This is a genomic window from Fusibacter sp. QWL-12 (genome assembly GCF_058683495.1).
In genome coordinates this window covers 2,388,419-2,411,654 of sequence record NZ_CM178745.1, presented here as the reverse complement: position 1 = coordinate 2,411,654, position 23,236 = coordinate 2,388,419, and the positions used below count along the sequence as shown (strand labels likewise).

Below are 23,236 nucleotides of genomic sequence, written 5' to 3'. Positions count from 1 at the left end.
TCCGTTTTTTAAAACGCAATATGTTGCAGATTAATCTTAATTTACATAGTTAACACGTATAATATTGCTGTTTAAAAAACGAGCTTTTATCAAACGCGTCAAACCTTTATAAACATAAAGAAGAAATTTTTTAAGTTTCTCCTTTATCCTAATGAAAAAACGAGTGGCTCTGCATCTAAACTAGATCTGCAGCCACTCGTTTTTAACTATTTTTCTTCTTAATTTTTTTCTTAATCCTTTTTATATTATCTTCAAGTAATTGCCATGATGTTTGTTAGTCTAGATTCTAGTGTTTTAAATACATCTATTTCAAATACATCTCTTTTAGTACTGCTTCGCTAGCAGTAAGATAAGCTTCTAAATCTTCAGTCGTATGCACTGTCGATAAAAAGAGCCCTTCAAACTGCGCCGGTGGTAAAAGAATCCCTCTTTCTAACATGGCCTTAAAGTAAGTCGCATAGGCTTCTGTATCACAGCCCTTTACTTCATCGTAGCTGCTCAAGCTACCTGTCTTAAAGAACAAACACGGCATTGACTTGTATCTTACAAACGTAACCGGAAATTGATATTCCTCGATGATACGGTTCATCCCCGACTCTAGGTAAGCTGCTTTTTCTTCTAAGCGCGTATAGATTTCTGGATTTTCTCTAAGCGTTTTAAGCACCTCAAGCCCACAATACATCGCAATTGGATTGCCTGACAGGGTGCCAGCTTGATAGACACCACCCAGCGGTGAAATCACGCTCATGATTTCTTTTTTACCGCCGTAAGCACCTACGGGTAGACCACCACCGATGATTTTGCCAAAGCAGACCATATCTGGTGTGACGTTTAAAAGGGATGCAGCGCCACCGTAGGCAAGTCTAAAGCCAGTAATGACTTCATCAAAAATTAAAACGGCACCATAGATATCGCAAAGCTTTCTTAAGGTTTTTACGAACTCATCTGTTACAGGTACAACGCCCATATTGCCCGCTATCGGCTCTAAGATCACACAGGCAATCTCATTCCCATTACTTTTAAAAAGCTGCTCTATGCCCACTACGTCGTTATAAACCGCAACCAGTGTGTCTTTAACTGTATCTGCCGGTACACCCAGTGAAGTTGGGACGCCATACGTAAGGGTTCCAGAACCGGACTTTACCAATAAGGCATCTGAGTGGCCATGGTAGCAGCCTTCGAACTTTACAATCTTTGTTCTCCCGGTGTAACCTCTAGCCGCTCTAATGGCGCTCATCGTCGCCTCTGTGCCCGAGTTGACCATACGCACCATCTCAAGTCCTTGATAAGCATCTACTAAGCATTCCGCCATTTCCACTTCAAGCGGACTCGGTACACCATAGCTCATCCCCTTTTGAATCACCGACAATAGATTTTGATCCACAAAGCTCGGTGAATGTCCTAAAATCATCGGACCCCAAGAACCGATAAAATCGATGTAGGTGTTTTCATCCACATCGGTTAACGTCGCCGCTTTTGCGCTTTCTATAAAAATAGGCGCTCTTCCCACCGAGCGAAAAGCTCTAACGGGGCTGTTGACACCTCCAGGAATCACCTTTTGAGCCCTTTCAAACAATTGATTTGATCGATTATAATTTTTCATTTTTCCTCCAAGGTGTCCTGATTTAGGATACTAAATTTCTATCTACAAGCCATTTTGAAAAATAGGTGATAATGAGGTCTGCACCTGCTCTTTTAAAACCAATCATCGTTTCATAAACAATGGATTCATTGACTAAGCCTTGTTCAATCCCCTTTAATAAAAGGGCGTATTCGCCACTGACATTATAGACGACAACGGGTGCTGAAAGTGACTGACGAATGGTTTTCACAATGTCAAGGTAAAGCATCGCAGGTTTTACCATTATCAAATCCGCTCCTTGTGCTAAATCTTCATTTGCGATTTCAAGTGCTTGTCTGCTGTTGTGATAGTCCATCTGATAGTGGTCTCTAGAGCCGAACTGTGGCTTAGAATCTGCGATGGCTCTAAATGGGCCATAGTAATTCGAACAGTACTTCAGCGAATACGATAAAATCGGGATGTATGTGAATCCCTCTACGTCCAAACGCTCTCTGATCGCAGCGATTCTGCCATCCATCATATCGGATGGTGCCACCATATCTGCGCCAGCATGCACATGACTAAGAGCGATGGCTGCCATAAGCTTCGCACTTTCGTCGTTCACCACTTCCCCAAGATCGTCTAGGATGCCACAATGACCGTGGTCGGTATATTGACAGAGGCAGATATCAGTAATGATATAGAAACGCGCATCAAACGCTTTAATTTGCTTGATTGCCTTTTGAACGATGCCTTCAGCAGCGTATGCCATGGTGCCTCTTGCATCCTTGTGATCGGGTACGCCAAATAATAAAATTTTGAATAGGCCTCTGTCCCTGAGCTCAGTGAGTTCTTCTTCTAGTCGATCCAGTGAGTATCGATAAAGATCAGGCATTGCGGCTGTTGCATTTTTTATATTTTCGCCTTCTATCACGAAAATTGGTGTAATTAAATCGCTTTTTAAGAGATGATTCTCTTTGATGCTATTTCTAAGTTCATCTTGCATTCTTAATCTTCTAAATCGTTTCATATTCAGCTCCTGTAATCAAAGCATCTAACATGCCGTCGATGGTATGCGTCTCAGCTGTGCGTATCTGCCTGAAGCCAAGCTCTTTTAATTTTGCTGTGGTAATCGGTCCTATGGACAAGCACTTAATTTGAGCGAGTCGTTCAGGTGTATTTGCCATCAGCATTTGATGGAAATGCTCAGCCGTAGAAGCACTGGTAAACGTTACATAATCAAAAGCGTCAAGCGATCTACCGAGAAATGTTCCTTGTGGCGAATCGTCTAACATGTGAAACGGTGCGCCTAACGCTGGATTCACAGGACGATATAAAGGCACCTTGACGATTTCACAAGTCTTCGAAAGTAGTTGTTCCAAGGTTTCTCTCGCATCCTCAGATACAGGTAGTAATACGCGATCCGCCTTTGAAAGCTGGGGCTGCATTAATTCAACGATTCCCTCTTGGGTATAGACGGCCGGAATAAAATCAGGCGTGATGCCATACGACATTACGACACGATTCGTCGTTGGGCCAATTGCGAGTACCTTCATGCCTCCGAGATGTCTTGTATCCAGTCCAGCAGATTTTAGTGCTTTAAAATAAAAGTGTACTGCGTTTTCACTGGTAAACCAAACCTGTGTATAGTCACTAGAAATTAGCGCTCGATTCTTTTCATTTGATAGCTGCAGTGCTTCAAAGGCAAGCATTGGCATCGCAGTAACCTCAGCGCCCAAAGCCGTCAATCGATCTGAAAGTATCCCCACTTGACTGGTCGCTCTTGTGACCAGTATGCGCTTGCCAAAGAGTGGGAGTGACTCAAACCAATTGAGTTCCTCTCTAAGTGCAACTACTTCCCCAATCACTAAAAAAGCTGGGGATAAAACATCTTCTATGTCATCTAGTCCCTCTAAAGTCGTCGCCGTAACATTTTGTTTGACCGTTGTTGCGTTTGAAACGATCGCAGCTGGGGTTTTTGGATGATACCCTCGAACGATGAGCGCTTTGGCAATCTTTTTAAAGCTTGCGATGCTCATTAAAAATACCAAAGTGCCTTTTATGGTGGCGATGCTGTCAAAATCCAGCTCGGTTTCATCGTCCTTAAACTGACCTGTAAAGACGTGGAATGAGGTTGTAATGCCTCGATGTGTTATCGGTATGCCCGCATATCCAAGACCTGCAATAGGGGATGTGATGCCCGGGACAACTTCGAAGTTTACTCCAGCCGCTTTAAGCGCTAGCGCTTCTTCGCCACCACGTCCAAAGACATATGGGTCACCGCCCTTTAATCTGACGACATTTTTACCTTGTAAGCCTAATTTCACAAGCAGTTGATTGATCTCTTCCTGTGTCATTGCGTGATTGGCAGCCGCTTTTCCAACATAGATTCGCTCAGCATCTGCTGGTGCCAAAGCGACCAGCTTCGGACTTGCCAATCGATCGTATACAATTGCCTCGCAGGCTTCAATTTTTTCTTTGCCTTTTACAGTGATTAAACCTTCATCCCCTGGACCTGCACCGACGAGATAGACGATTCCTTTTTTCTTAATGGCATTCGCAGCTCTGATTCCCAAGGCTTCTGGTGACTGACGATCGCCTACTAGCTTAACCAGCATTAACGCTTCACCTTCTGCATCCCCAAAGATGGCTTTTAGTTCCAGTTGACTCTCACCTAAAAGAGTGGCATAGGCACCTACTGGTACATGACACCCCCCTTCTATGGCTTTTAGGAAGGCACGCTCTGCTCTAACACAGAGGTCATCGGATTCTGAGCGGATGGCATTTAAGATCGCTTTGATTTCTTCTCTTTCGGTTTTGTATTGAAGACCCAATGCACCTTGTGCTGGAGAAGGGAGTAAGACATCGACGTCAAGGTACTCAGTGATTTGCTTTTCAAGTCCCAAGCGATGAATGCCAGCTGCTGCTAAAATGACGCCATCTAAATTTTCGGTTAAGATCTTTCCGATTCTAGTTTCAACGTTACCACGAATAGGTACTGCTTCTATATCAGGCCGAGTCTTTAGGATTTGAAACAATCTTCGTTTGCTACCTGTACCTATTTTAGCGCCTACTGGTAAGTCCTTAAGTCCAGTTAACCCCTCTCTGAGTACCAAAACATCTCTGGCATCCTCACGTTTCGGTACCTTTGCCAAACTCAGACCTTCTGGCTGATCGCTTGGCATATCTTTAAGGCTATGAACTGCAAAATCGATACGTCCATCTAATAGCTGCTCTTCAAGTGCTTTAGTGAACAAGCCTTTGTCGCCGATTTTATCCAGTGGTTTATCTTGTATTTGATCGCCTTTTGTGACGATTATTTTCATTTCTAATGCTAGGTTAGGGAACTTCTCAGAAATTGCATCCATTACCCATTGCGTTTGGGTAACTGCAAGCTTAGAACCTCTCGTGCCTACGATGAGTTTATTGATCATTTTCTGTTCCTCCACTCTTTATAAGCTGCTTCAAAAGAAAGACTACTCAGCCACTCTTTTAACGATGATCGTAGAAATTTAGCCATATGTGGCGAAGCGGCTTTACCCGACGTTGCGATGAGATAATCATCAGCTTCAAGATAGGCCATATCAGAAAACTGACCCAAATTGCCCGCGTCTGTTCGGTTGTATAATTTGGCGACTGCTTGGCAACTCGCCATAACGGTTTCGTTTGCTTCTGTACTTGACGTACAGATATAGACCATATGCTGCTCGCTAAAATGCGCTTCATGCGCTTTTATATACGTTTCAAATGTCATGACAAAATCCGCATTCTGATTAGGGTCAGGGTCGATGCTGCACACGCTTGCCCCTGCCTCAAGATACTTTTCAGCTTTACGTCTGCCGATTCGACCATATCCGACAATCAGTATGTTCAGTTGCTCTGCTTTTAGTAGCACAGGCACAAAATTACTCATAGTTATATAGCTCCTTCAACATACCGATGTACGCTTCTCTTTGAGACTTATCTTCCATCTTTTTCAGACTCTCAAGAGGCGCTTTGATCATTTGTTTCAAAGAAGATTCAAACAGTGTTTGTAAAAGTTCCGTTTCTCTCGGTGTATAGGCGATGTTTTTACGCCCGATGCTTTTCATCGCTTCACCCGTGATGTTGGCAATACTTTCATGCCATTTTTTAATAATGTCATCCACGTCGAGCCCGTCGATCCAAGCTTTCGTTTTTAGCGCTTGTTCATCTAACCGCGTAACGATTTTTTGCGTGAGTTCGTATCTTCTCTGAAGGTTTGCATCGGAGATGTCCTTTAGATTATCGACATTCCAAAGGGTAACGTCATCATGATTGCCTAAGCTTTCTTCGATATCCCTTGGCATTGCAAGGTCAATTAACAGTAGCTCACCTTTCATTTTTTCAAAGCTCTCTTCGCGAATAACGGTATGCGGCGCACCCGTTGAGGCAACCACAATCTGACTTTTAGAGATGCAGGCATAGCGCTCTTCAAAGGTAGCAATTCTCACTTTAGGGTGCACCAATACCCAATCTGGTAAACGCTCAGGGTGTCTAACGGATACATAGATGAGTTGTACGGGAGAGTCTAAAAGATATTGGATGGCCAATCCACCCATTTTACCTAGTCCCACCATGGTAACCGATGCCGATTCCTTTAAAAAGCCACATTCACTTGCTTTCTTAACCGCGATATAACTTAAAGAAAGTGGATTTTCGGAAAGTTTAAGCTCTGTTTTAATCGCCTTTGCAAACGAGACCGCATCACGAAAAACCTTGTTTAGTATTTTCCCAGCTGCACCACATTCAGATGCATCTGATATCGCATTTTTCACCTGTCCAAGAATTTGATCCTCACCTAAAACAGCAGAATCTAAGCCACAAGCCACGCGCATCAAATGTGCAATCGCAAACTCCTGCGTATGCCAATAAAATTCTGGCGGACATCCATTAAAAGGTGCTTCAAGCAACTCAACTATTGCACGATGTGCTTCTTTATAGCTTTCAGAAGGTGCGATAAAATAGATTTCGAATCGCCCACACGTTGCCAAAATACTGACTTCACTTACTGTAGTGCCCATTTTAACTTCCACGGGCGTCAGCGCAAGCGAACTCATTATTTCTCTTTGGCTAACACTTGCTGTTTCATGATTGATACCCACTACGTTGATTTTCATAATTACCCCTTAACCGCTCTATATAACGCTTTCGTTACCAAAACTATAAACGACTGAAATGTCTACTTGAATACCTATAAAAGATGTACTAATCTATCGAGAGATGATCGCTTGGAAGATTGCCTCTAGGTCAGACTGTACATCTCGTTGTGTTTTTTTCGGTGCTAATTCTAAGGATGGTATTGAAATTTCCGTTTCTGATTGAGCCGTATTAACAGCTACAGCTTCATCACTTCTGATTAAAATCCCGATCACATCTGAGCCTTTAACCGCTTCTATGTTACTTTCAGTAGCACTGCCCAATCCGCTTTCTTTAAATACAAAGTACTTAATCCCATAGGATGCGATTAACTCTCTTGTCACCGCCACTGGACAAGGTGCTTTTATGCCAAATATATGATCGAGATCGACACCCTCTTGATCGCAAACGGTCATAGAGTAAAGACTTGGCATCACCCTAAAATAACAGGGTGCTTTACCAAATACCTTTATAAAATCTGCGATGTGTTTTGTACCTGTCATAAGGATACTGCCAGATTCTGACCTGAGAATCTGCTGGATCGCAGCCTCAACAGATGAGACGACCCACACGTTTTCTGGAAGTGCATCAACAGAGGTGTTCATCGGTCTTTCATATCTCAAGTAATTCGTATCTAAAGACGCACAAACCCTTCTCGCCATTTCGGTCACTACTTTGGCATGTGGATGTGTTAGATCGAGCACCATTTCTATCTGATTAACTTTGATATAATCCGCCAAGCCCTCATCCGTAAATCTCTGCTGAGTGACGATGCCTTTCAGGTCGCCATACACCGAGCGACCAAGCTCAGTGGCAACAGAGAGGTGATATGCGATACCCGCATCATCTAGTCGTTTACACAAAATTGCACCTTCATGAGTCCCACCTAAGATGAGAATCATAAGGTGTAGCCTCTTGGCGTGATCATTTTACCACCGATGTTCCTCGTATTTGAATTGCCGACGATTACCACTGTCGTCATATCGATTAAATCGTAATCCACTTCATCAATCTTACTAACGATGGTGCGTTCGCCCTCACGTCCAACATCCTTCGCAAGTCCAACCCATAGGTTCGTCCCTTGATAGCTCATTATCATCGAAAGCGCTTCATTGATATAATCTGGTCTGCCATGACTCTTTGGATTATACAGACAGATCACAAAATCAGAAGCCGCCGCTGCTTTAACACGGTTATAAATCGTTTCAAGTGGCGTCATCAAATCGCTTAAGCTAATATGGCAAAAATCGTGCATCAAAGGTGCGCCTAAGATTGCTGCGCCAGCAGTTGAAGCAGTGACGCCTGGGATGACCTCAACCGCATGACCTTCAGGAACGAGCTCATAGATCAAACCCGCCATACCATAAACACCAGCATCTCCGCTTGAGATGACGCAAACAGTTTTACCCTTTAAGGACTGTGCAACGGCTTCCTTACAGCGCTCAACCTCGCCTCTCATGCCATTGACGATTACCTCTTGTTCGCCGATAAATTCTTTTATTAAGTCAATATAGGTTTTATAACCAACGACCACATCACAACTTTTAATTGCTTCTACAGCTGCATAGGTCATATGCTCACGTGCGCCAGGGCCAATCCCCACTACTTTTATCATCTAATTAGCCTCCCTAGTGCAAAAGTGCACCCTGTTTTTTTATATCTGGTAAAACTCATTTCATCTTGTGTCAAAATATAGGCAGAAGGACCTGCCACCGCTGTGACACCCACATTTGCCTTTACAAACGTAGATCCTTCGAATAAGCCTTCTAGTTTTGAAAGCTGATCCACGCCATGACAGATAAACTGATCTGCATATTTTGAAGCAACCTTCAGCATACATGCCTCTTCAGCTTTTAAAGTGATAGAAGATAGCGTCTTCACGGATTCTATCGCAACGCCAAGACCGCCAAGAACTTCTAGAAAAGCATTTTCATAAAGCGTTTCATCTAAATCCCTTTTACTTCCTGTACCCACCACTAAAGAGCGGCTATAAAATACATGATCTAACGCATTATTTGTCTTCTCATCAAGCCAGTAGCTTGGGTTTCTAAGTGCGATCGCCAGCCTAAGCTTTGACGTAGCAGTGGAAGTGCCTAGAATTCTTTGATTGCTTTTATTTTCGCAAAGCCAAGGATCAAACAGGATTTCCACCTGACCACCTTCGGCAATATGCATATTAACCGTCTTCAACACTTTTCGATAATTATTTAATGGCACATAGAATTCTGTTAAGACCGATTCAATGCCTTCAACGCCTCTGATATCAGTAGCAGTAGTAATTACCGCTGTGGCTTGGTAGCCAATACCCTTCAGCTTTACAGACAGTGCCTCACAAAGATGATTTGCACCGCCTGCGTGCCCAGATAAAGCAGAGATGACGAACTTACCTTGATCGTCGATAACGATCACCGCCGGGTCAGTTAGCTTGTCCTTAACATAAGGAGACATCGACCTTATTGCGATCCCTAATGCGCCAACTGCAACGAGACTCACTTGACACTTTTCAGAAAAAGCGCGTTTGTAAAAGGCAGAGGTCGTGGTTGCCGCTTTATCGTACCTAACGATGACGGCTGGTTCCAGTAATCCTGTCAACTGATCCAAAAGACGATTGCCATCTGTCGTGTAGGCAATCATATACCATTTATGCTCTAAATTCATGGCTAAATGCCTTATCGTATAATTTCGATGCATTGAACTCATAGCCTAAGCATCTGCCGACGATGATGAGTGCCGTTTTTGAGATGCCAGCCTCAGCGACCTTCTCTGCGATATCGGCGATTGACCCTCTAACGATTTTCTCATCTGGCCAAGTCGCTTTGTAGATCACTGCAACCGGTGTGTCCTCAGTATAGCCACCTTTGACCAACTCAGCCATTACATCCGATACCATTCCAGAGGATAAAAAGATGGCCATAGACGTTTGATGTGACGCAAATGACGACAGCTTTTCAAGCTCAGGCACTGGCGTTCTTCCTTCCATACGCGTAATGATTAAGCTTTGAGAAATCTCTGGTACCGTATACTCGATTTCTAGAGCCGATGCCGCACCAAGAAAACTGCTTACACCAGGAATCAGTTCATATGAGATGTCGAGAGCGTTGAGCGCTTCAATTTGCTCTCTTAAAGAACCGTAAATTGAGAAATCACCGGTATGCAAGCGTACGACGGATAGCCCAGCTTTTGTATCTCTATGGCAGACCTCTATGATTTCTTCTAGATTCATAACTGCACTGTTATAGATCTCACAACCTGATTTACAATATTTTAAAAGCTCTGGATTTACCAATGACCCAGCATAGATCACTGTATCCGCTTCACTTAACGCACGATGTCCTTTAATCGTCAACAACTCTGGATCCCCAGGACCTGCACCTACAAATTTAACCTTCATCTTATTCTCCTTTATTTAAACGTTGTCGATGATTATACTTTCGATTACAATGCTTTCGATTCACTATGCTTCGATTTAAAATGCTTTCGATTCACTAAGCTTTCGGGTTGACTAATATCGTCGTAAAATAGCTCAAGTTTTCAGGATTTACATCCTCAAGTGATCGATAAAGCACTTCATTTGGCTTGCCGTAATTAGATGCGATGACGCAGCTATCTGCTAAACCATTTGCGATTAGCTTCGCCTTCACCCCTTCAAACTGTCTAAACACCTTCATCAAAACCAGCGCACTGCCACTGGCTAAGAGCGCATCCAATCTCGATAAATCATCCGTACAAGGGTAAACCACCAGCGGCGTATCCCCTTCACATAAAATATGGTTGGTACCAGAGGCGATTGCGCCAAACGACATAATCCCCGGTATGGTAGCTACTTCGCATTCTAACTCTACAAACTTTTTCAAGTAGCCATAGGTACTATACAACATAGGATCGCCCAAGGTAATAAACCCTATGGTTTTACCAGCCTGAATCATCGGAATGATCTCTTCCGCAATTTCTTGTATAGCCCCAAGCATTTCAACCGTATTTGAGGTCATCGGAAAATGTCTCTTAATCTGTGCGACCTGCTCAGGTATATAGCTACAAGCGATCCCGTATGCTTCACTTTCACCACCAGCTCGTCCAGTAGGTAAAAGTAAAATATCTATTTCTTTTAAAGCTTTAATCGCTTTGAGGGTCAAAAGCTCAGGATCTCCTGGGCCGACACCAATACCGATCAATTTTGCCATATTTATCTCCCTTAACTCAATTTAATGGTTAAATCTATCACAATTATATCAAATGTACTCATTACAGTACGTAACCTTGATTACATAACACGGGTTGAGCGGTTTAAAATAATGATAGCTCCCCAACATTTCCAATCGACTCGCCTGTATTTGGCTCGCCTCTAGCTCCTTGAAGTCCTCGTTGTCCTTTACGTAAGCAAATATCTCATTTAAGCTCTCTAGTGTAATCACAGAAAACACGATGATGGCCCCTTTTTCAAGCTTTGGGGTAATCTCAGCCATAATTTCTGAAAGATAACGCCCTGTGCCACCGAGATACACGCGATCAAACTTTTTAGATACGGTTTTTAGTAAAGTACTCGCCTCGCCTTCCAGAATCTCTAGAAAAACGCCATGCTTTTCTGCATTTAAGCGAATGAGCTCTGTTCCCTCTGACGTTTTTTCAATTGCCACCACGGACAAAGTGGGATTGGTCTTTAGCATCTGAATGGTAACCGAACCAGTTCCAGCGCCAACTTCAAGTACCGAATGCGCACTTTCAAGCTCAAGATAGCTAATAATCGTCCCTCTGACTTCCATTTTCGTCATAGGGTTTTTTCCTCTAATAAATGCTTCATCCTTCAAAATTGATCACCACCACACAAAATTCGTATTGACGCTGTAAAAAATCATTCGCTAAACCTATCTCAATTTTTTCCTCTGGATAGGTCAACCACTCACCTACTACCATTTTGGGATTGAGCCCTCTGTCTAGCAAAGTCCTTGCAATCACAGCTGGCGTCTGAACTCTATCGGTTAAAAGACCCACTTTAGGTAGTTTTGTCCAAAGTTCCCAATTCGGTTCTCGACCATGTAAGCTGGTTAAAAATACGTCGTGCATTGGTAGCCCTAGCTTACCAAACAGGATTTGAAGGCTGCTGATTCCGGTGACGATTTCGATCTGCTCGGATTCATAGTTCTTTTGTATCCACGTTGAAATGCCATAAAAGCTAGGATCGCCAGAGGCTAATACACTAACACTTCCGTACTGCGTAAGTCCAGTTTCAATAAGTGCCTTTAAAGTTGCAAGTTTGCCATCGTAACGAATCCCTTTTTCTAAGACATGAACACTCTCCAGTTGTCTTTCTGTACCGATGACATACTCTGAAGCTTTTATTCGCTCATTGACCTCTATCGTGTGATAGCGTGCATCACCTGGACCAATTCCAATTATCTCTATCATAAATTTTTCTCACAATTCTTTTCACGTGTATCGCCCAGTATTTTACCCGCCATACTATAGATGACGATATCAACCTGAGTCTCTTCTAAGAGCTGATTTTTAACCTTTGCTTTCGCTTTTTCCGTCAGTTTTTGAAATGCTGAAAAATAGGCTGTCGCCTCAAGCAAAGCACTCATCTCATCCGTTGTATTCGCCATCAAAACTGTCTCAATTAAACTGAGTGGGGCTGACATAAGTGCGAGTTCAGTAATTAATATTTCTGCTTTTGCGTCTGCCACGCGACTGTGTGTATTAAAAATGCCACCTGCGACCTTCATCAGCTTACCTGAGTGTCCAATTATGAGCATTCGTTCAAAGCCCAATTTCTCAGCAGACTGTATGCTGAAGCCAACGAAGTTCCCCATATGCACCACTTGTCTAGATTCATAGCCCAAGCCTTGCGCATATTTTTCACCATGTAAGCCCGGTACCAAAATCGCAGTGGTTTCACCCAATGCTTTCTTTTGTTTCAACTCTGTGTGAATCGTTGCTTTATAGGCGTCATCGCTCATTGGTCGAACGATCCCTGAAGTCCCGATAATGGATATGCCACCTTCTATCCCCAGTCGTGGATTAAAGGTTTTCTTTGCCACCTTTTCCCCTTCTGGAACAGATACTGTAACCGTAGCCACCATCCCATCTGGCAAATGTCGTCTAACATGAGCACTGATCATCTGTCTAGGAACTGGATTAATCGCTGCTTCGCCAGGTGAAATTTGCAGCCCTGTCTTCGTGACGATGCCAACCCCTAAGCCACCTTTTATAACGACTTCTTCATAGGGAGGCATTTGATTTGCAGGGTCCAGTGTAACTGTAACAATAATGTCGAGTCCATGTGTGACGTCAGCATCTTCTCCAGCATCCTTTATAATTCTTGCCATCGCAGAGTTTTGCGATAGCTGTCTTGTTTCTTCAACAGGAATTTGTAATGCGTCTCCTGAAGGTAAAGTTATGGCAACAGCAGGCACATCCATTTGTTCTGTCAAGAGTAGCATCGCTGCAAGTGCACCTGCGGTTGCACAACTACCTGTGGTATATCCTGTTTTAAGTTCCTTGCCATCCTCACCCAGTATTATCATTACTCATTTCTCCCAACAAAATAGTACATCAGTGCATTGACGATAGCTGCAGCAACGTTACTGCCACCTTTTCTCCCCAGCGCAGCGATACTTGGTATCACATGTTCATAGAGCATTTCCTTGGATTCTGCTGCACCGACGAAGCCCACCGGTACACCGATCACACCCACCACGTCAGAAAGTGTTTTTTCATCTGCTTCTAACAATCTGAATATTGCAGTGGGCGCATTGCCAATAACGAAAAGTTTCTTACCTTCGCTCTGAAGAGCAACACTTACCGCCGCCATAGATCTTGTGATGCCTTCCTCTTTTGCAAGCGCTCTTACAGTTTCATCACCCACAAGGCATTTTAATTCCCATGGTAACTTACCAAAAGCTGCCTTGTTAATGCCAGAAAGTGCCATTTGTGTATCGGTATAAACTGTAAGCGGTGTGTTGATTACGCTTTCAAACACATCGATAAATTCAGGATCTATTTTTAGATTATCCAAATAATCAAAATCTGCTGAGGTGTGAATGACGCGTCTGAAAATAAGGCGATGTATCTCAGAATCACTTGGATAGACTCTACCTTCTTCTTTTATAATGTCATCGATGATATCAAAGCTCGTACTTTCAATCATCATTGGTTTTTTTATATAAGACATCCTATAGACCTACTCTTTCACAGATGACATCCACAAGCTTCTCATCAAAGCCAATATTCTCTAAAAACTCAATTTTAAGGTCAGAAAATCTTTCTTTAAGACTGTCCAGTTCCGCTGGAATATCTTCCTTTATATGATTGCCATTAAATAGGAAGAAAGGAAACGCCTTAATTTCTGTTACACCCTCGTTATATAACTTCTCCACTGCATCCAATAATAACGGCGCCATCAATTGTAGATAGCACTTTTCAAATTTCACTTCTGGATGACGCTGTTTGAGTGCGTTCATATAGCTTTCCATGATCAAATCCGTTTCTTTTACCTTACTGCCGTGCGCAATGATTAATATCGCTTTCATTCTTTCCTCCATCAGTTATATAATCCGTTTATGGCGTGTATTCATAAAAAATCTTTGTAGCAAAAATAAAAAAACACGCCAATGGGCGTGTTTTCAATACGTAAAGTAGTATCAAGTAAACCTCCCACCGAGATTGCATTGTAAAATACGTTTTGGCAGGTCTCCTGGCTTAGACATCATCCTAATTTCTCGCCTTCCCATGAAACAGTGGCATTTGAGATTTCGTACGTCTTTACAGTAGCGGGGGCTGCTGAGGATTTTAACCTCATTCCCTATTATCCTTATATAAAGGACCGAAAACGGTTATTCAGTTCTATATCATCATAACATGTGTCTATTAATTATCAAAGTTTTTTTTCTTAGACTTCAGTATTTCATTATATTAATTTGACAGCCTCAAGCTCTTTTACCCCTTTTAGAATTTCTTGCCACATGGCATCTTCCGTCACTCTTGCTCTTCTCGTTTCACAGAGATACCTTACGGTTAAAACGATCGCACCTTCTCTCACCTTGACATAGACGATTGGCGTAATGTTCTTATAGTAGAGCATATACCTTTTTGAAGCTTCATGTAAGCTCTCTTTTACATCTGAAGTTATATGAAGCGATTGCTTGTTAGCCACCGTCTCAAGCATGGACTTAAAACTCTCCCAGTCACTGTCTAGCGAAATGGCGACATCAATCTCATTCCAAATATAATCAAAGCCTTTGTTGGCATTGCTTATGGCGTGTAGAAAAAGATAGTTGTTCGGGATATGAACGATCCGCCCTGTACTTTGTTCGCCGTACTGTGCAGATGACACTTCAAGCAACACGATTTGAAATAGTTTGATATCAATAATATCACCACTTCTACCATCCACGCTAATGCGATCACCAACCTCAAATGGCTTTTGAAAGATAATGATGAACCATGCAGCGATATTGGTAAAAATCTCTCTTAATGCAATGGCAATCCCTGCAGATATAAAGCCCATGTAGGTTGACAGGTCAAGCGATGACCCTGACCATACCAGTATAATCAACAGGATTAGGATTAAAGTAAACGTATAGTAAAAGCGTTTTCTAAGATTGTAATAGGTCGATGTGTTTCTAATGGTTTTAAACAACACCTTACTGGTCAGCTGTACGGCTATTATATTAATTACGATTAAAACCAACGTAATGATTAACTTAACCCACGTACTGTTTCCGGTGATTTCTGCGATGATTTCGCTCATGTAGGCTTACTCCTTCGGTCTGCTGATGGTAATATCTGAAACCGTTACTTTTGTATCGATAATGCTTTTTACGATGTGTCTCGCCACATCCTCAGGGTCCATGAATGACTCCGTTTTGTATCCCGATTTAGATTCTGACCAAAAGGCAGTGTTCATGCCACCAGGAAAGACATTAATCACTTCAATCGGTTTGTCGCTTAATTCATCCCTGAGTGATTCAAGATAGCCTCTTGCCCCCCATTTAGCAGCATTGTAAATGGTCTCATTCTTTTTACCCTTCAGTGCTGCAGTGGAAAGAACACTAACGATCCGCTTCGGTTCGTGTGTCTGAGATAACATCACTTTAACCATTTTTGATGTGAAAAGCATCAGTCCAATCATATTGCTATTTAAAACCTTGTCGATATCCTCTCTGCTAATCTCTGTAACCGGCCCAAAAAACGTCGTCCCTGCAACATTATAAAGATTCTTAATCGTCTTACCTGAGGTCATTAAAGTCTCTATGAAAGCATCTATATCTTCTTCTATCGCGATATCCAAACTATAAGAAAGAACGTCTGCATGCTTCGATAAGGCCTTTAATGAATCCGTCGCTTTTTTTAATTTTTCAACCTGTCTGCCAATTAAAATAACCGGCTCATCCATAAGAACCAATAACTTTGCAATTTCATAACCTAGCCCAGAGCTACCGCCCGTTATCAAATGATACATGTCACCCTCCTTATTCACCCAATACTTCATATGTTATTTTAACATATTTATATTATACCCGCTTAAATCATTTAGCCACATGATTTATTTAAGGGCATTCTTCTTAGCCATTACTCTGACTAACATCCTAAAGTAAAAATCGCCAACTGCATCGATTGATGTCGCAATTGGCGATTAAAGGTTTATTTTTCTAGCTTCATAAGAAGTTCTCCCGACTTAACCTGAGTCCCTTCCTTAACAAAAATATCTTTTACAACACCCTCCGTTAATACGACGACACTGGTTTCCATCTTCATCGCTTCTACGATGGCGACAACTTGATTTTCTTTGACTTTATCTCCTGGCTTTACAAGTATTTTTACAACTTTTCCAGGAATAGATGAGCCCACTTCAAATTGGTTATCTGGGTCCGCCATAATCGACTCTTGTACAACCGTTTCAAACTTAGAGCCCTTGTCTTTGATGTAGACTTCTCTACGATTGCCATTGACCTCGAAAATCAATCTAACTTGACCCACATTGCTGACCTTGCCTATTTCAAGCAGCTTAACGATTAATTTCTTACCCGAAGCAATCTCAACCTCACACGTTTCACCTTCGTACATCCCGTGGAAGAACACGTCTGAACCCACTCTTGAGAAGTCGCCGTGCTCACCTTTGTATTTTAGATAGTCCTCAAATACTTTTGGATAAAGGGCATAGCTTAATTTTTCGTCCATACTAAATTGTCTTTGGTAAGTGCTTTCAAGATAACTGCCAATTGCTTCAAAATCCTCATCTGGCAAAAGCTCACCTGGACGACAGGTCACTGGTTCTTCGCCTTTTAAGACTAACTTCTGAAGCTCTATTGGGAAACCGCCATCAGGTTGTCCCATCATACCTTGGAAGTATGCGACAACCGAATCAGGAAAAGCCAAATCCGCACCCTTTTCAAGTATATTCCTTGAATTAAGCTCATTTTGAACCATGAAAATCGCCATATCACCTACTGCTTTTGACGATGGAGTTACTTTAACGATATCACCAAATAAATCATTGACCTCTTTGAACATTTCTTTGACTTCTCCAAATCTGTGGCCAAGTCCAAAGCTTTCTACCTGTGGTTTAAGATTCGAATATTGACCACCAGGTATCTCATACTTGTAAATTTCAGCAGAAGTCGATTTAAGATCGGACTCAAACTGGCTGTAAACGGGTCTTACATCTAACCAATAATCGCTGATCGATTGTAAATTTGTTAAATCTAGTCCTGTTTCTCTTTCAGTATTTTCAAGCGCTGCAACAACCGCATTCATCGCTGGCTGAGACGTTAATCCCGACATACTGGACATAGCGGTATCGACGATATCTACCCCAGCTTCAGCTGCCATTAATAATGTTGAAACCCCATTACCAGTTGTATCATGTGTATGCAGATGAATCGGTAGACCTACTTCGTTTTTAAGTGCTTTAATCAGTTTAGTCGCTGCATAAGGCTTTAATAAAGCTGACATATCTTTAATACACAAGATATGTGCGCCTGATTTTTCAATCGCTTTTGCTTTTTCCACATAGTACTCAAGAGAATATTTATCTCTATAGGTATCTAAGATATCACCTGTATAACAAATACATGCTTCTGCAATTTTTCCTGTATTGAGGACTTCATCTATAGCGATTTCCATCCCCTTCTGCCAGTTCAACGAGTCGAAAATTCTAAAGACATCGATGCCTCGCTTTGCAGATTCCTTGATAAATTCTCTAACGACATTATCTGGATAGTTTTTATAACCAACTGCATTCGCCCCTCTGATCAACATTTGAAGCATGATGTTCGGTATTTTCTCTCTTACGAGATCTAATCTTTCCCATGGCGATTCATTTAGGAAGCGATATGCCACATCAAAAGTCGCACCGCCCCACATTTCAAGAGAAAATAAATCGTTTGCTAAGTGTGAATAAGAAGAACCAATTTTCTTTATATCCACCGTTCTCATACGCGTAGCAATTAAAGACTGCTGTGCATCACGCATGGTCGTATCTGAAATGAGTAATTTCTTTTGATTGTGAATCCAATCCACAACTCCTTTTGGTCCTTGCTGATCTAAGATCTGTTTCGTTCCAAAATAACCTTTTTTATCGATTTCTTTATCGTAATGTGGTACTCTTGGAACGTCGAACTCTGCTTTAAAGCCTTTTGTCTGATTGACGACTTTTTCACCGATAAAAGACAAAACCTTATACTCAACATCTGCCTTAGGTGCAATGTCAAACAATGAAGGATTTTCTGCGATAAAGTTGGTATCACATGCCCCTGCCATAAACGTCTCATGTTTAAGAACATTGATTAAGAAGGCGATGTTGGTTTTAACCCCCTGAATCTTCATTTCACTTAAAGCTCTGAGGGATTTACTAATTGCATCATTCCATGTGCGTCCCAATGACGTTGCCTTTACCAGTAAGCTATCGTAGTAAGGGCTGATAACAGCACCTGTAAAGCCGTTACCTCCGTCTAGACGAATCCCAAAACCTGAACCAGATCGGTAAACGTCAATTCTTCCTGTATCAGGTGCAAAATTGTTCGCAGGATCTTCTGTCGTGATACGACACTGAATCGCAAATCCCCTAGGGATGACACTGGTCTGATCAACAATGCCGACCTCATCAGAGTTAAGCGGTAAGCCTTGGGCGAGTAAAATTTGACTTTGAACGAGGTCAATGCCGGTAACCATCTCAGTAACCGTATGCTCTACTTGGATTCTAGGGTTCATTTCTATAAAATAATGTTGACCGGTTTTATCAACTAAAAACTCACATGTCCCTGCATTTCTATATTGAACCGCACCTGCAATTTTTAGAGCGTCCTCGCAGATTGCATTTCTCTTTTCTTCCGTTAATGTAAATGCTGGTGAAAATTCGATTACCTTTTGATGTCTTCTTTGAATCGAACAATCGCGCTCATACAAATGAACGAGGTTACAGTAATTATCGCCCAAAACTTGTACTTCGATGTGCTTTGGATTTTCAAGATATTTTTCAATAAAGACATCATCTATACCAAATGCCTTTTTTGCTTCGCTTTTTGCACTTTGGTATTCGCGAATCAAATCAACTTCATGACGAACGATTCGCATACCACGACCGCCACCACCAGCAGATGCCTTTAATATCACAGGATAACCACAAATTTTTGCAGCCTCTAAAGCCTCCTCATCTGTCTGAATGGGTTTTTCTATTCCAGGAATAACAGGAACGCCAACCTTGATCGCCACTTGCTTTGATTTGATTTTATCTCCCAGTGAGTTCATCATCTCAGCGTTTGGGCCGATAAAGACGATGCCTGCTTCCTCACACTTTCTAGCAAATTCTGGGTTTTCTGATAAAAAACCATAGCCGGGGTGAATCGCATCAACCCCTTTTTTTATCGCTAATTGAATGATTTCATCTATATTAAGATACGCTTCAATTGGACTCTTTCCTTTTCCTACTTGATAAGATTCATCTGCCTTTGTTCTAAACAATGACCCCTTATCTTCTTCTGAGTAGATTGCCACGGTTCTGATGCCCAGCTCGTGACAAGCTCTAAAAACACGAATAGCGATCTCGCCTCTATTGGCAACGAGAACGCGTTTGAACTTTTGCATAACTACCTCCAACCTTGTTTGACTCACTTTTTTATATTCTATTATGACAGATGAGGGAGAAAAGTCACGAACTTTTTGGATATAAATTAATTTATATTACGGATTTAATTAATTTGTTATTATTTTCATGAGATTTGCTTTAAACTGTCTGCCGTGGGTATACTCCTTCGTATACCAAAATAATTTTTGATAGACTAATGTTTGTATTTAGGAGGTTTTATGTCCCATTTATTTGAACCACTCACCATTAAAAATCTCACTCTTAGAAATCGTATCGTCATGGCACCGATGTGCATGTACAGCGCTGATGAAACTGGTAATCCGACGCCATTTCATCTCAATCATTACGAAACAAGAGCACTCGGCGGCACTTCTCTCGTTATATTAGAAGCTACCGCTGTTCAACCCCGTGGTAGAATTTCAGCAAACGATCTCGGTATCTGGTCCGATGCACATATAGAAGGTCTTGAAAAAATCGTTCAAGGGATTCATAGACATGGCGCACTCGCTGGTATCCAGCTTGCACATGCAGGAAGAAAATGTACCGTGCTGTCTGAAGATGTCTTTGCACCTTCAGCGATTCCATTTGATGAAAACGACGCACAGTTGAAAACGCCTCGCGAGATGACGGTTGCAGATATTGATGAAGTCATTGACGCCTTTGCCTTAGCTGCTGAACGTGCTTTAAAGGCTGGCTTTGATGTGATAGAAATCCATGCGGCGCATGGCTATCTGATTAACGAGTTTTTATCCCCGCTCACCAATCATCGTACGGATGCCTATGGCAAACAGCCAGAGCTTTTACTAGGTAACATCCTTAAAGCGATCCAGTCGAAATGGCCGATAGAAAAGTCGATTTTTGTCCGTGTCTCCGCTGAGGATTACGTCAGCGGTGGCAATACCTCAGAGTCGATTAGTCATCTTTTAAATAAAGTAAAAGATCTAGGCATTGATGTGGTCAATGTCAGCTCAGGTGGTGTCGTACCTGCAGGTATCAAAACCTATGACGGTTATCAAACCAAGTTCGCAGAAACCATTAAGCATCTCACCGAACTACCGGTTATGTCTGGCGGTCGTATAAAAACCGCAGAAATGGCAGAGGAAATACTAAGAAATAATCGCGCCGATTTGGTCTTCTTAGGCCGTCAGCTCTTGATTGATCCGTATTTCCCACTACATGCTGCGGCGACTCTAAAGCAAGAGATCGATTACGCGCCTGTCCAATACGAAAGATGGAAAACGTCAAGATAAGAGGCGTCAAATAAATATTCTAAAAATCAAAACAAGCCTACGTCATTTATCGTGACATAGGCTTATTTTTTTTGATTATGACAGTGACTAAAGACTTTGCTTTAACACAAACCCAATCAGTGCGCTATTCAGTGCATCCGGTTTTTCATAAAAGGTGACGTGTCCACAATTGGGAATCGTAATGTACTCTGCATTTTCGATGCCTCTTGCGATAATCTCAGAAAACTTTAATGGCTTTAAAATATCATTGACGCCACAGACCACAAGCGCTGGACATTTGATTTTATGCAGTTCCTCGGTCATGGTCACATCTGCAATAAACGTATCGTATAAAGTGATCTGCCCTTCAAGATAATCCTCAGGAATTTCATTGAACCCTTTGGCTCTCTTTTCAAGTAGTGCTTTATTTGCCACTAAGTAATCCTGATAATACAAACTTGGTAGCATGGTATTGAAGAAAAGCTCTCCTTGCTTCAAACTCGCTATCGCTTTCCACCCCAAAACGAAGCCAGTTAAAACTTCATCCAGTTCACTTACTGAATCAATGATGGATAGACTCAGTACCTTCTCTGGAAATAGCATCGCTGTTTTCATAGCGACTTCACCACCATAGGAAGTGCCGATAAAATGCGCCTGATTAAAGCCTAGCTCTTTCATAAGCATCGTGGTATCTTCAGCATGTAATTTAAAACTGTATGGACCCTCGGGCTTTTCTGATTTGAGCTGACCTCTAAAATCGTGTAAAAGAACTCGATAACCCAACTTCACAAATGGCTTCGCTTGTTCTAACCAACTGGACGCAGAAGCCATGACGCCATTGAGAAAGACGATATCGCCTTTATCTCCAGCTGCACCATGAATTTCATAGTACAAATTAACACCGTTTACTTTTTTTGTTGCCATAAATCCTCCTCATGTCTTTTTTCCTATAGTCGTCTCCCTAGACATAAGAGTGAGTGATGCGATTTAAACGATAAACAGCCCATATTTGAAAGCTGACACAAAGTATGATAAATAGTGGAAACATCCCTAAATTCAAGTGCTTCATCACCACGCCAAATAATGGTGGAAATACTGCAATGCCAACATACGCTGATGCCATTTGATAACCTATGACGCTTTGAGCGACCTGCTTGCCAAATCGCTTTGGCGTCTCGTGCACCATCGCTGGGAAGATAGGCGCAAATCCTAATCCCACGAGTACAAAGGCGATCATTAACAGACCACTTGATGGCAATAAAAACATTGCAAATCCACCTAATGTAGCAAGAGACAAGCCTAGATTAATCATTTGTCGATTATTTAGCTTAAAGGATAAAAATCCAGCCAAAAATCTGCCAAGTGTAATCCCTGCATAATAAGAAGCCACCCAATTCGCTGCCGATTCAACGGCGATGCCTCTTATCTGAACGAGATAGCTTGCCCCCCAAAGCCCCATGGTGTACTCGCCTGAGCAGTATGCCATAAACACTAAAAGTGCATAGATAACGCCTGGCTTTTTCAAAGGTTTAACCAAAGGTTTAACCAAATCTTTCCCATGAGCTTCCGTCGGTTCATCATCATCCGAATGCTGTGCCTCTGACTTTTGATCCTGTAATCGCCAAAGTGGCAAGGAAATAAATATAATCGTCGCTAAAACCAATTGTATACCAGCAACTAAAAAATAACCGTTTCGCCATGAACCTGATGTGGCAAGCACAGCCCCCATAAGAACTGGACCTGCAGTGGCACCAACGCCCCAAAATGAATGTAGCCAGTTCATATGATGTGCTTTAAAATGCGTTGCCACGTAGTGATTGAGCGCTGTATCCACTGAGCCAGCGCCAAACCCTAAAGGCAAGGCCAAAAGTATAAACCATAAAAAGGAAGGTGCAAAACCATAACCCAGAAGCGCAAAACCAGTCATAAGTCCGCTAAGCAATGTAATCTTCCCTTCACCAAAGCGCTTGATTAGCTTCCCACTCAAAAGGCTACTTGCAATTGTTCCTCCAGTGATAACAATAGATATAATGCCTGCAGCATCAAGTCCCAAGCCCCAATCCAATCGTATCTGAGGCCAAGCAACCCCAAGAAGAGCATCTGGTAAACCTAAACTGATAAATGCCAAATAGATGACGATTAATAATATGGTAGTAATCATTTTTGCCTCTTTCATTAATAAAATTATATTTAACACGTATGAAACTT

At 42.0% G+C, this 23,236-nt stretch carries 21 protein-coding genes and 1 riboswitch; of the genes, 1 reads left to right on the top strand and 20 read right to left on the bottom strand.

Annotation, left to right across the window (positions count from 1 at the left end):
• Positions 1–304: 304 nt before the first annotated feature.
• The 18 genes from hemL to AC4PID_RS11650 form a co-directional block, all read right to left on the bottom strand.
• Positions 305–1,603 (bottom strand): glutamate-1-semialdehyde 2,1-aminomutase, encoded by a 1,299-nt coding sequence (gene hemL / locus AC4PID_RS11735; RefSeq protein WP_492132186.1) that lies wholly within the window; start codon positions 1,601–1,603, stop codon positions 305–307.
• A gap of 22 nt (positions 1,604–1,625) precedes the next feature.
• Complete coding sequence (gene hemB / locus AC4PID_RS11730) at positions 1,626–2,591, bottom strand: porphobilinogen synthase (RefSeq protein ID WP_492132185.1); 966 nt, start codon at positions 2,589–2,591, stop codon at positions 1,626–1,628.
• Entirely contained in the window at positions 2,578–4,995 is a 2,418-nt protein-coding gene (hemC, locus tag AC4PID_RS11725) for a hydroxymethylbilane synthase (protein WP_492132184.1), read from the bottom strand. The genes hemB and hemC overlap by 14 nt, the downstream gene beginning before the upstream one ends.
• Complete coding sequence (locus tag AC4PID_RS11720) at positions 4,992–5,474, bottom strand: precorrin-2 dehydrogenase/sirohydrochlorin ferrochelatase family protein (protein WP_492132183.1); 483 nt, start codon at positions 5,472–5,474, stop codon at positions 4,992–4,994. Before AC4PID_RS11720 ends, hemC begins: the two co-directional genes overlap by 4 nt.
• Positions 5,467–6,699 (bottom strand): glutamyl-tRNA reductase, encoded by a 1,233-nt coding sequence (gene hemA / locus AC4PID_RS11715; protein WP_492132182.1) that lies wholly within the window; start codon positions 6,697–6,699, stop codon positions 5,467–5,469. The genes AC4PID_RS11720 and hemA overlap by 8 nt, the downstream gene beginning before the upstream one ends.
• A gap of 93 nt (positions 6,700–6,792) precedes the next feature.
• Complete coding sequence (locus tag AC4PID_RS11710) at positions 6,793–7,620, bottom strand: precorrin-6A/cobalt-precorrin-6A reductase (RefSeq protein ID WP_492132181.1); 828 nt, start codon at positions 7,618–7,620, stop codon at positions 6,793–6,795.
• The gene (cobJ, locus tag AC4PID_RS11705) at positions 7,617–8,333 is read right to left on the bottom strand and encodes a precorrin-3B C(17)-methyltransferase (protein ID WP_492132180.1); all 717 of its coding nucleotides are present in this window, start codon (positions 8,331–8,333) and stop codon (positions 7,617–7,619) included. Before cobJ ends, AC4PID_RS11710 begins: the two co-directional genes overlap by 4 nt.
• Complete coding sequence (locus AC4PID_RS11700) at positions 8,330–9,376, bottom strand: cobalamin biosynthesis protein (RefSeq protein WP_492132179.1); 1,047 nt, start codon at positions 9,374–9,376, stop codon at positions 8,330–8,332. The genes cobJ and AC4PID_RS11700 overlap by 4 nt, the downstream gene beginning before the upstream one ends.
• On the bottom strand, positions 9,360–10,109 hold the full coding sequence (gene cobM, locus AC4PID_RS11695; protein ID WP_492132178.1) for a precorrin-4 C(11)-methyltransferase: 750 nt from the start codon (positions 10,107–10,109) through the stop codon (positions 9,360–9,362). The genes AC4PID_RS11700 and cobM overlap by 17 nt, the downstream gene beginning before the upstream one ends.
• A gap of 94 nt (positions 10,110–10,203) precedes the next feature.
• Complete coding sequence (gene cobI, locus AC4PID_RS11690; protein WP_492132177.1) at positions 10,204–10,899, bottom strand: precorrin-2 C(20)-methyltransferase; 696 nt, start codon at positions 10,897–10,899, stop codon at positions 10,204–10,206.
• 48 nt (positions 10,900–10,947) lie between these two features.
• The gene (gene cbiT / locus AC4PID_RS11685; protein ID WP_492132176.1) at positions 10,948–11,487 is read right to left on the bottom strand and encodes a precorrin-6Y C5,15-methyltransferase (decarboxylating) subunit CbiT; all 540 of its coding nucleotides are present in this window, start codon (positions 11,485–11,487) and stop codon (positions 10,948–10,950) included.
• A gap of 25 nt (positions 11,488–11,512) precedes the next feature.
• Positions 11,513–12,121, bottom strand: coding sequence for a precorrin-6y C5,15-methyltransferase (decarboxylating) subunit CbiE (cbiE, locus tag AC4PID_RS11680; protein ID WP_492132175.1), 609 nt, complete (start codon positions 12,119–12,121; stop codon positions 11,513–11,515).
• Positions 12,118–13,239: a cobalt-precorrin-5B (C(1))-methyltransferase CbiD gene (gene cbiD / locus AC4PID_RS11675; protein WP_492132174.1), complete on the bottom strand. Its 1,122-nt coding sequence runs from the start codon at positions 13,237–13,239 to the stop codon at positions 12,118–12,120. The genes cbiE and cbiD overlap by 4 nt, the downstream gene beginning before the upstream one ends.
• Complete coding sequence (locus AC4PID_RS11670) at positions 13,239–13,886, bottom strand: precorrin-8X methylmutase (RefSeq protein WP_492132173.1); 648 nt, start codon at positions 13,884–13,886, stop codon at positions 13,239–13,241. The genes cbiD and AC4PID_RS11670 overlap by 1 nt, the downstream gene beginning before the upstream one ends.
• Position 13,887: 1 nt before the next feature.
• Positions 13,888–14,244 (bottom strand): sirohydrochlorin chelatase, encoded by a 357-nt coding sequence (locus AC4PID_RS11665; RefSeq protein ID WP_492132172.1) that lies wholly within the window; start codon positions 14,242–14,244, stop codon positions 13,888–13,890.
• Between the two features lie 137 nt (positions 14,245–14,381).
• Positions 14,382–14,557: riboswitch (cobalamin riboswitch) on the bottom strand.
• A gap of 64 nt (positions 14,558–14,621) precedes the next feature.
• Complete coding sequence (locus AC4PID_RS11660; RefSeq protein ID WP_492132171.1) at positions 14,622–15,464, bottom strand: mechanosensitive ion channel domain-containing protein; 843 nt, start codon at positions 15,462–15,464, stop codon at positions 14,622–14,624.
• Between the two features lie 6 nt (positions 15,465–15,470).
• On the bottom strand, positions 15,471–16,175 hold the full coding sequence (locus tag AC4PID_RS11655) for an SDR family NAD(P)-dependent oxidoreductase (RefSeq protein ID WP_492132170.1): 705 nt from the start codon (positions 16,173–16,175) through the stop codon (positions 15,471–15,473).
• Between the two features lie 182 nt (positions 16,176–16,357).
• Positions 16,358–19,798, bottom strand: coding sequence for a pyruvate carboxylase (locus tag AC4PID_RS11650; protein ID WP_492132169.1), 3,441 nt, complete (start codon positions 19,796–19,798; stop codon positions 16,358–16,360).
• A 219-nt stretch (positions 19,799–20,017) separates the two neighbouring features.
• Here AC4PID_RS11650 and namA point away from each other — a divergent pair, with 219 nt between their 5' ends.
• Entirely contained in the window at positions 20,018–21,049 is a 1,032-nt protein-coding gene (gene namA / locus AC4PID_RS11645; protein ID WP_492132168.1) for an NADPH dehydrogenase NamA, read from the top strand.
• A gap of 87 nt (positions 21,050–21,136) precedes the next feature.
• Here the strand turns inward: namA and AC4PID_RS11640 are convergent, their stop codons facing one another.
• Together AC4PID_RS11640 and AC4PID_RS11635 are read right to left on the bottom strand one after the other, a co-directional pair.
• On the bottom strand, positions 21,137–21,952 hold the full coding sequence (locus tag AC4PID_RS11640; protein WP_492132167.1) for an alpha/beta fold hydrolase: 816 nt from the start codon (positions 21,950–21,952) through the stop codon (positions 21,137–21,139).
• A gap of 37 nt (positions 21,953–21,989) precedes the next feature.
• Positions 21,990–23,189, bottom strand: coding sequence for an MFS transporter (locus tag AC4PID_RS11635; RefSeq protein ID WP_492132166.1), 1,200 nt, complete (start codon positions 23,187–23,189; stop codon positions 21,990–21,992).
• Positions 23,190–23,236 lie beyond the last annotated feature (47 nt).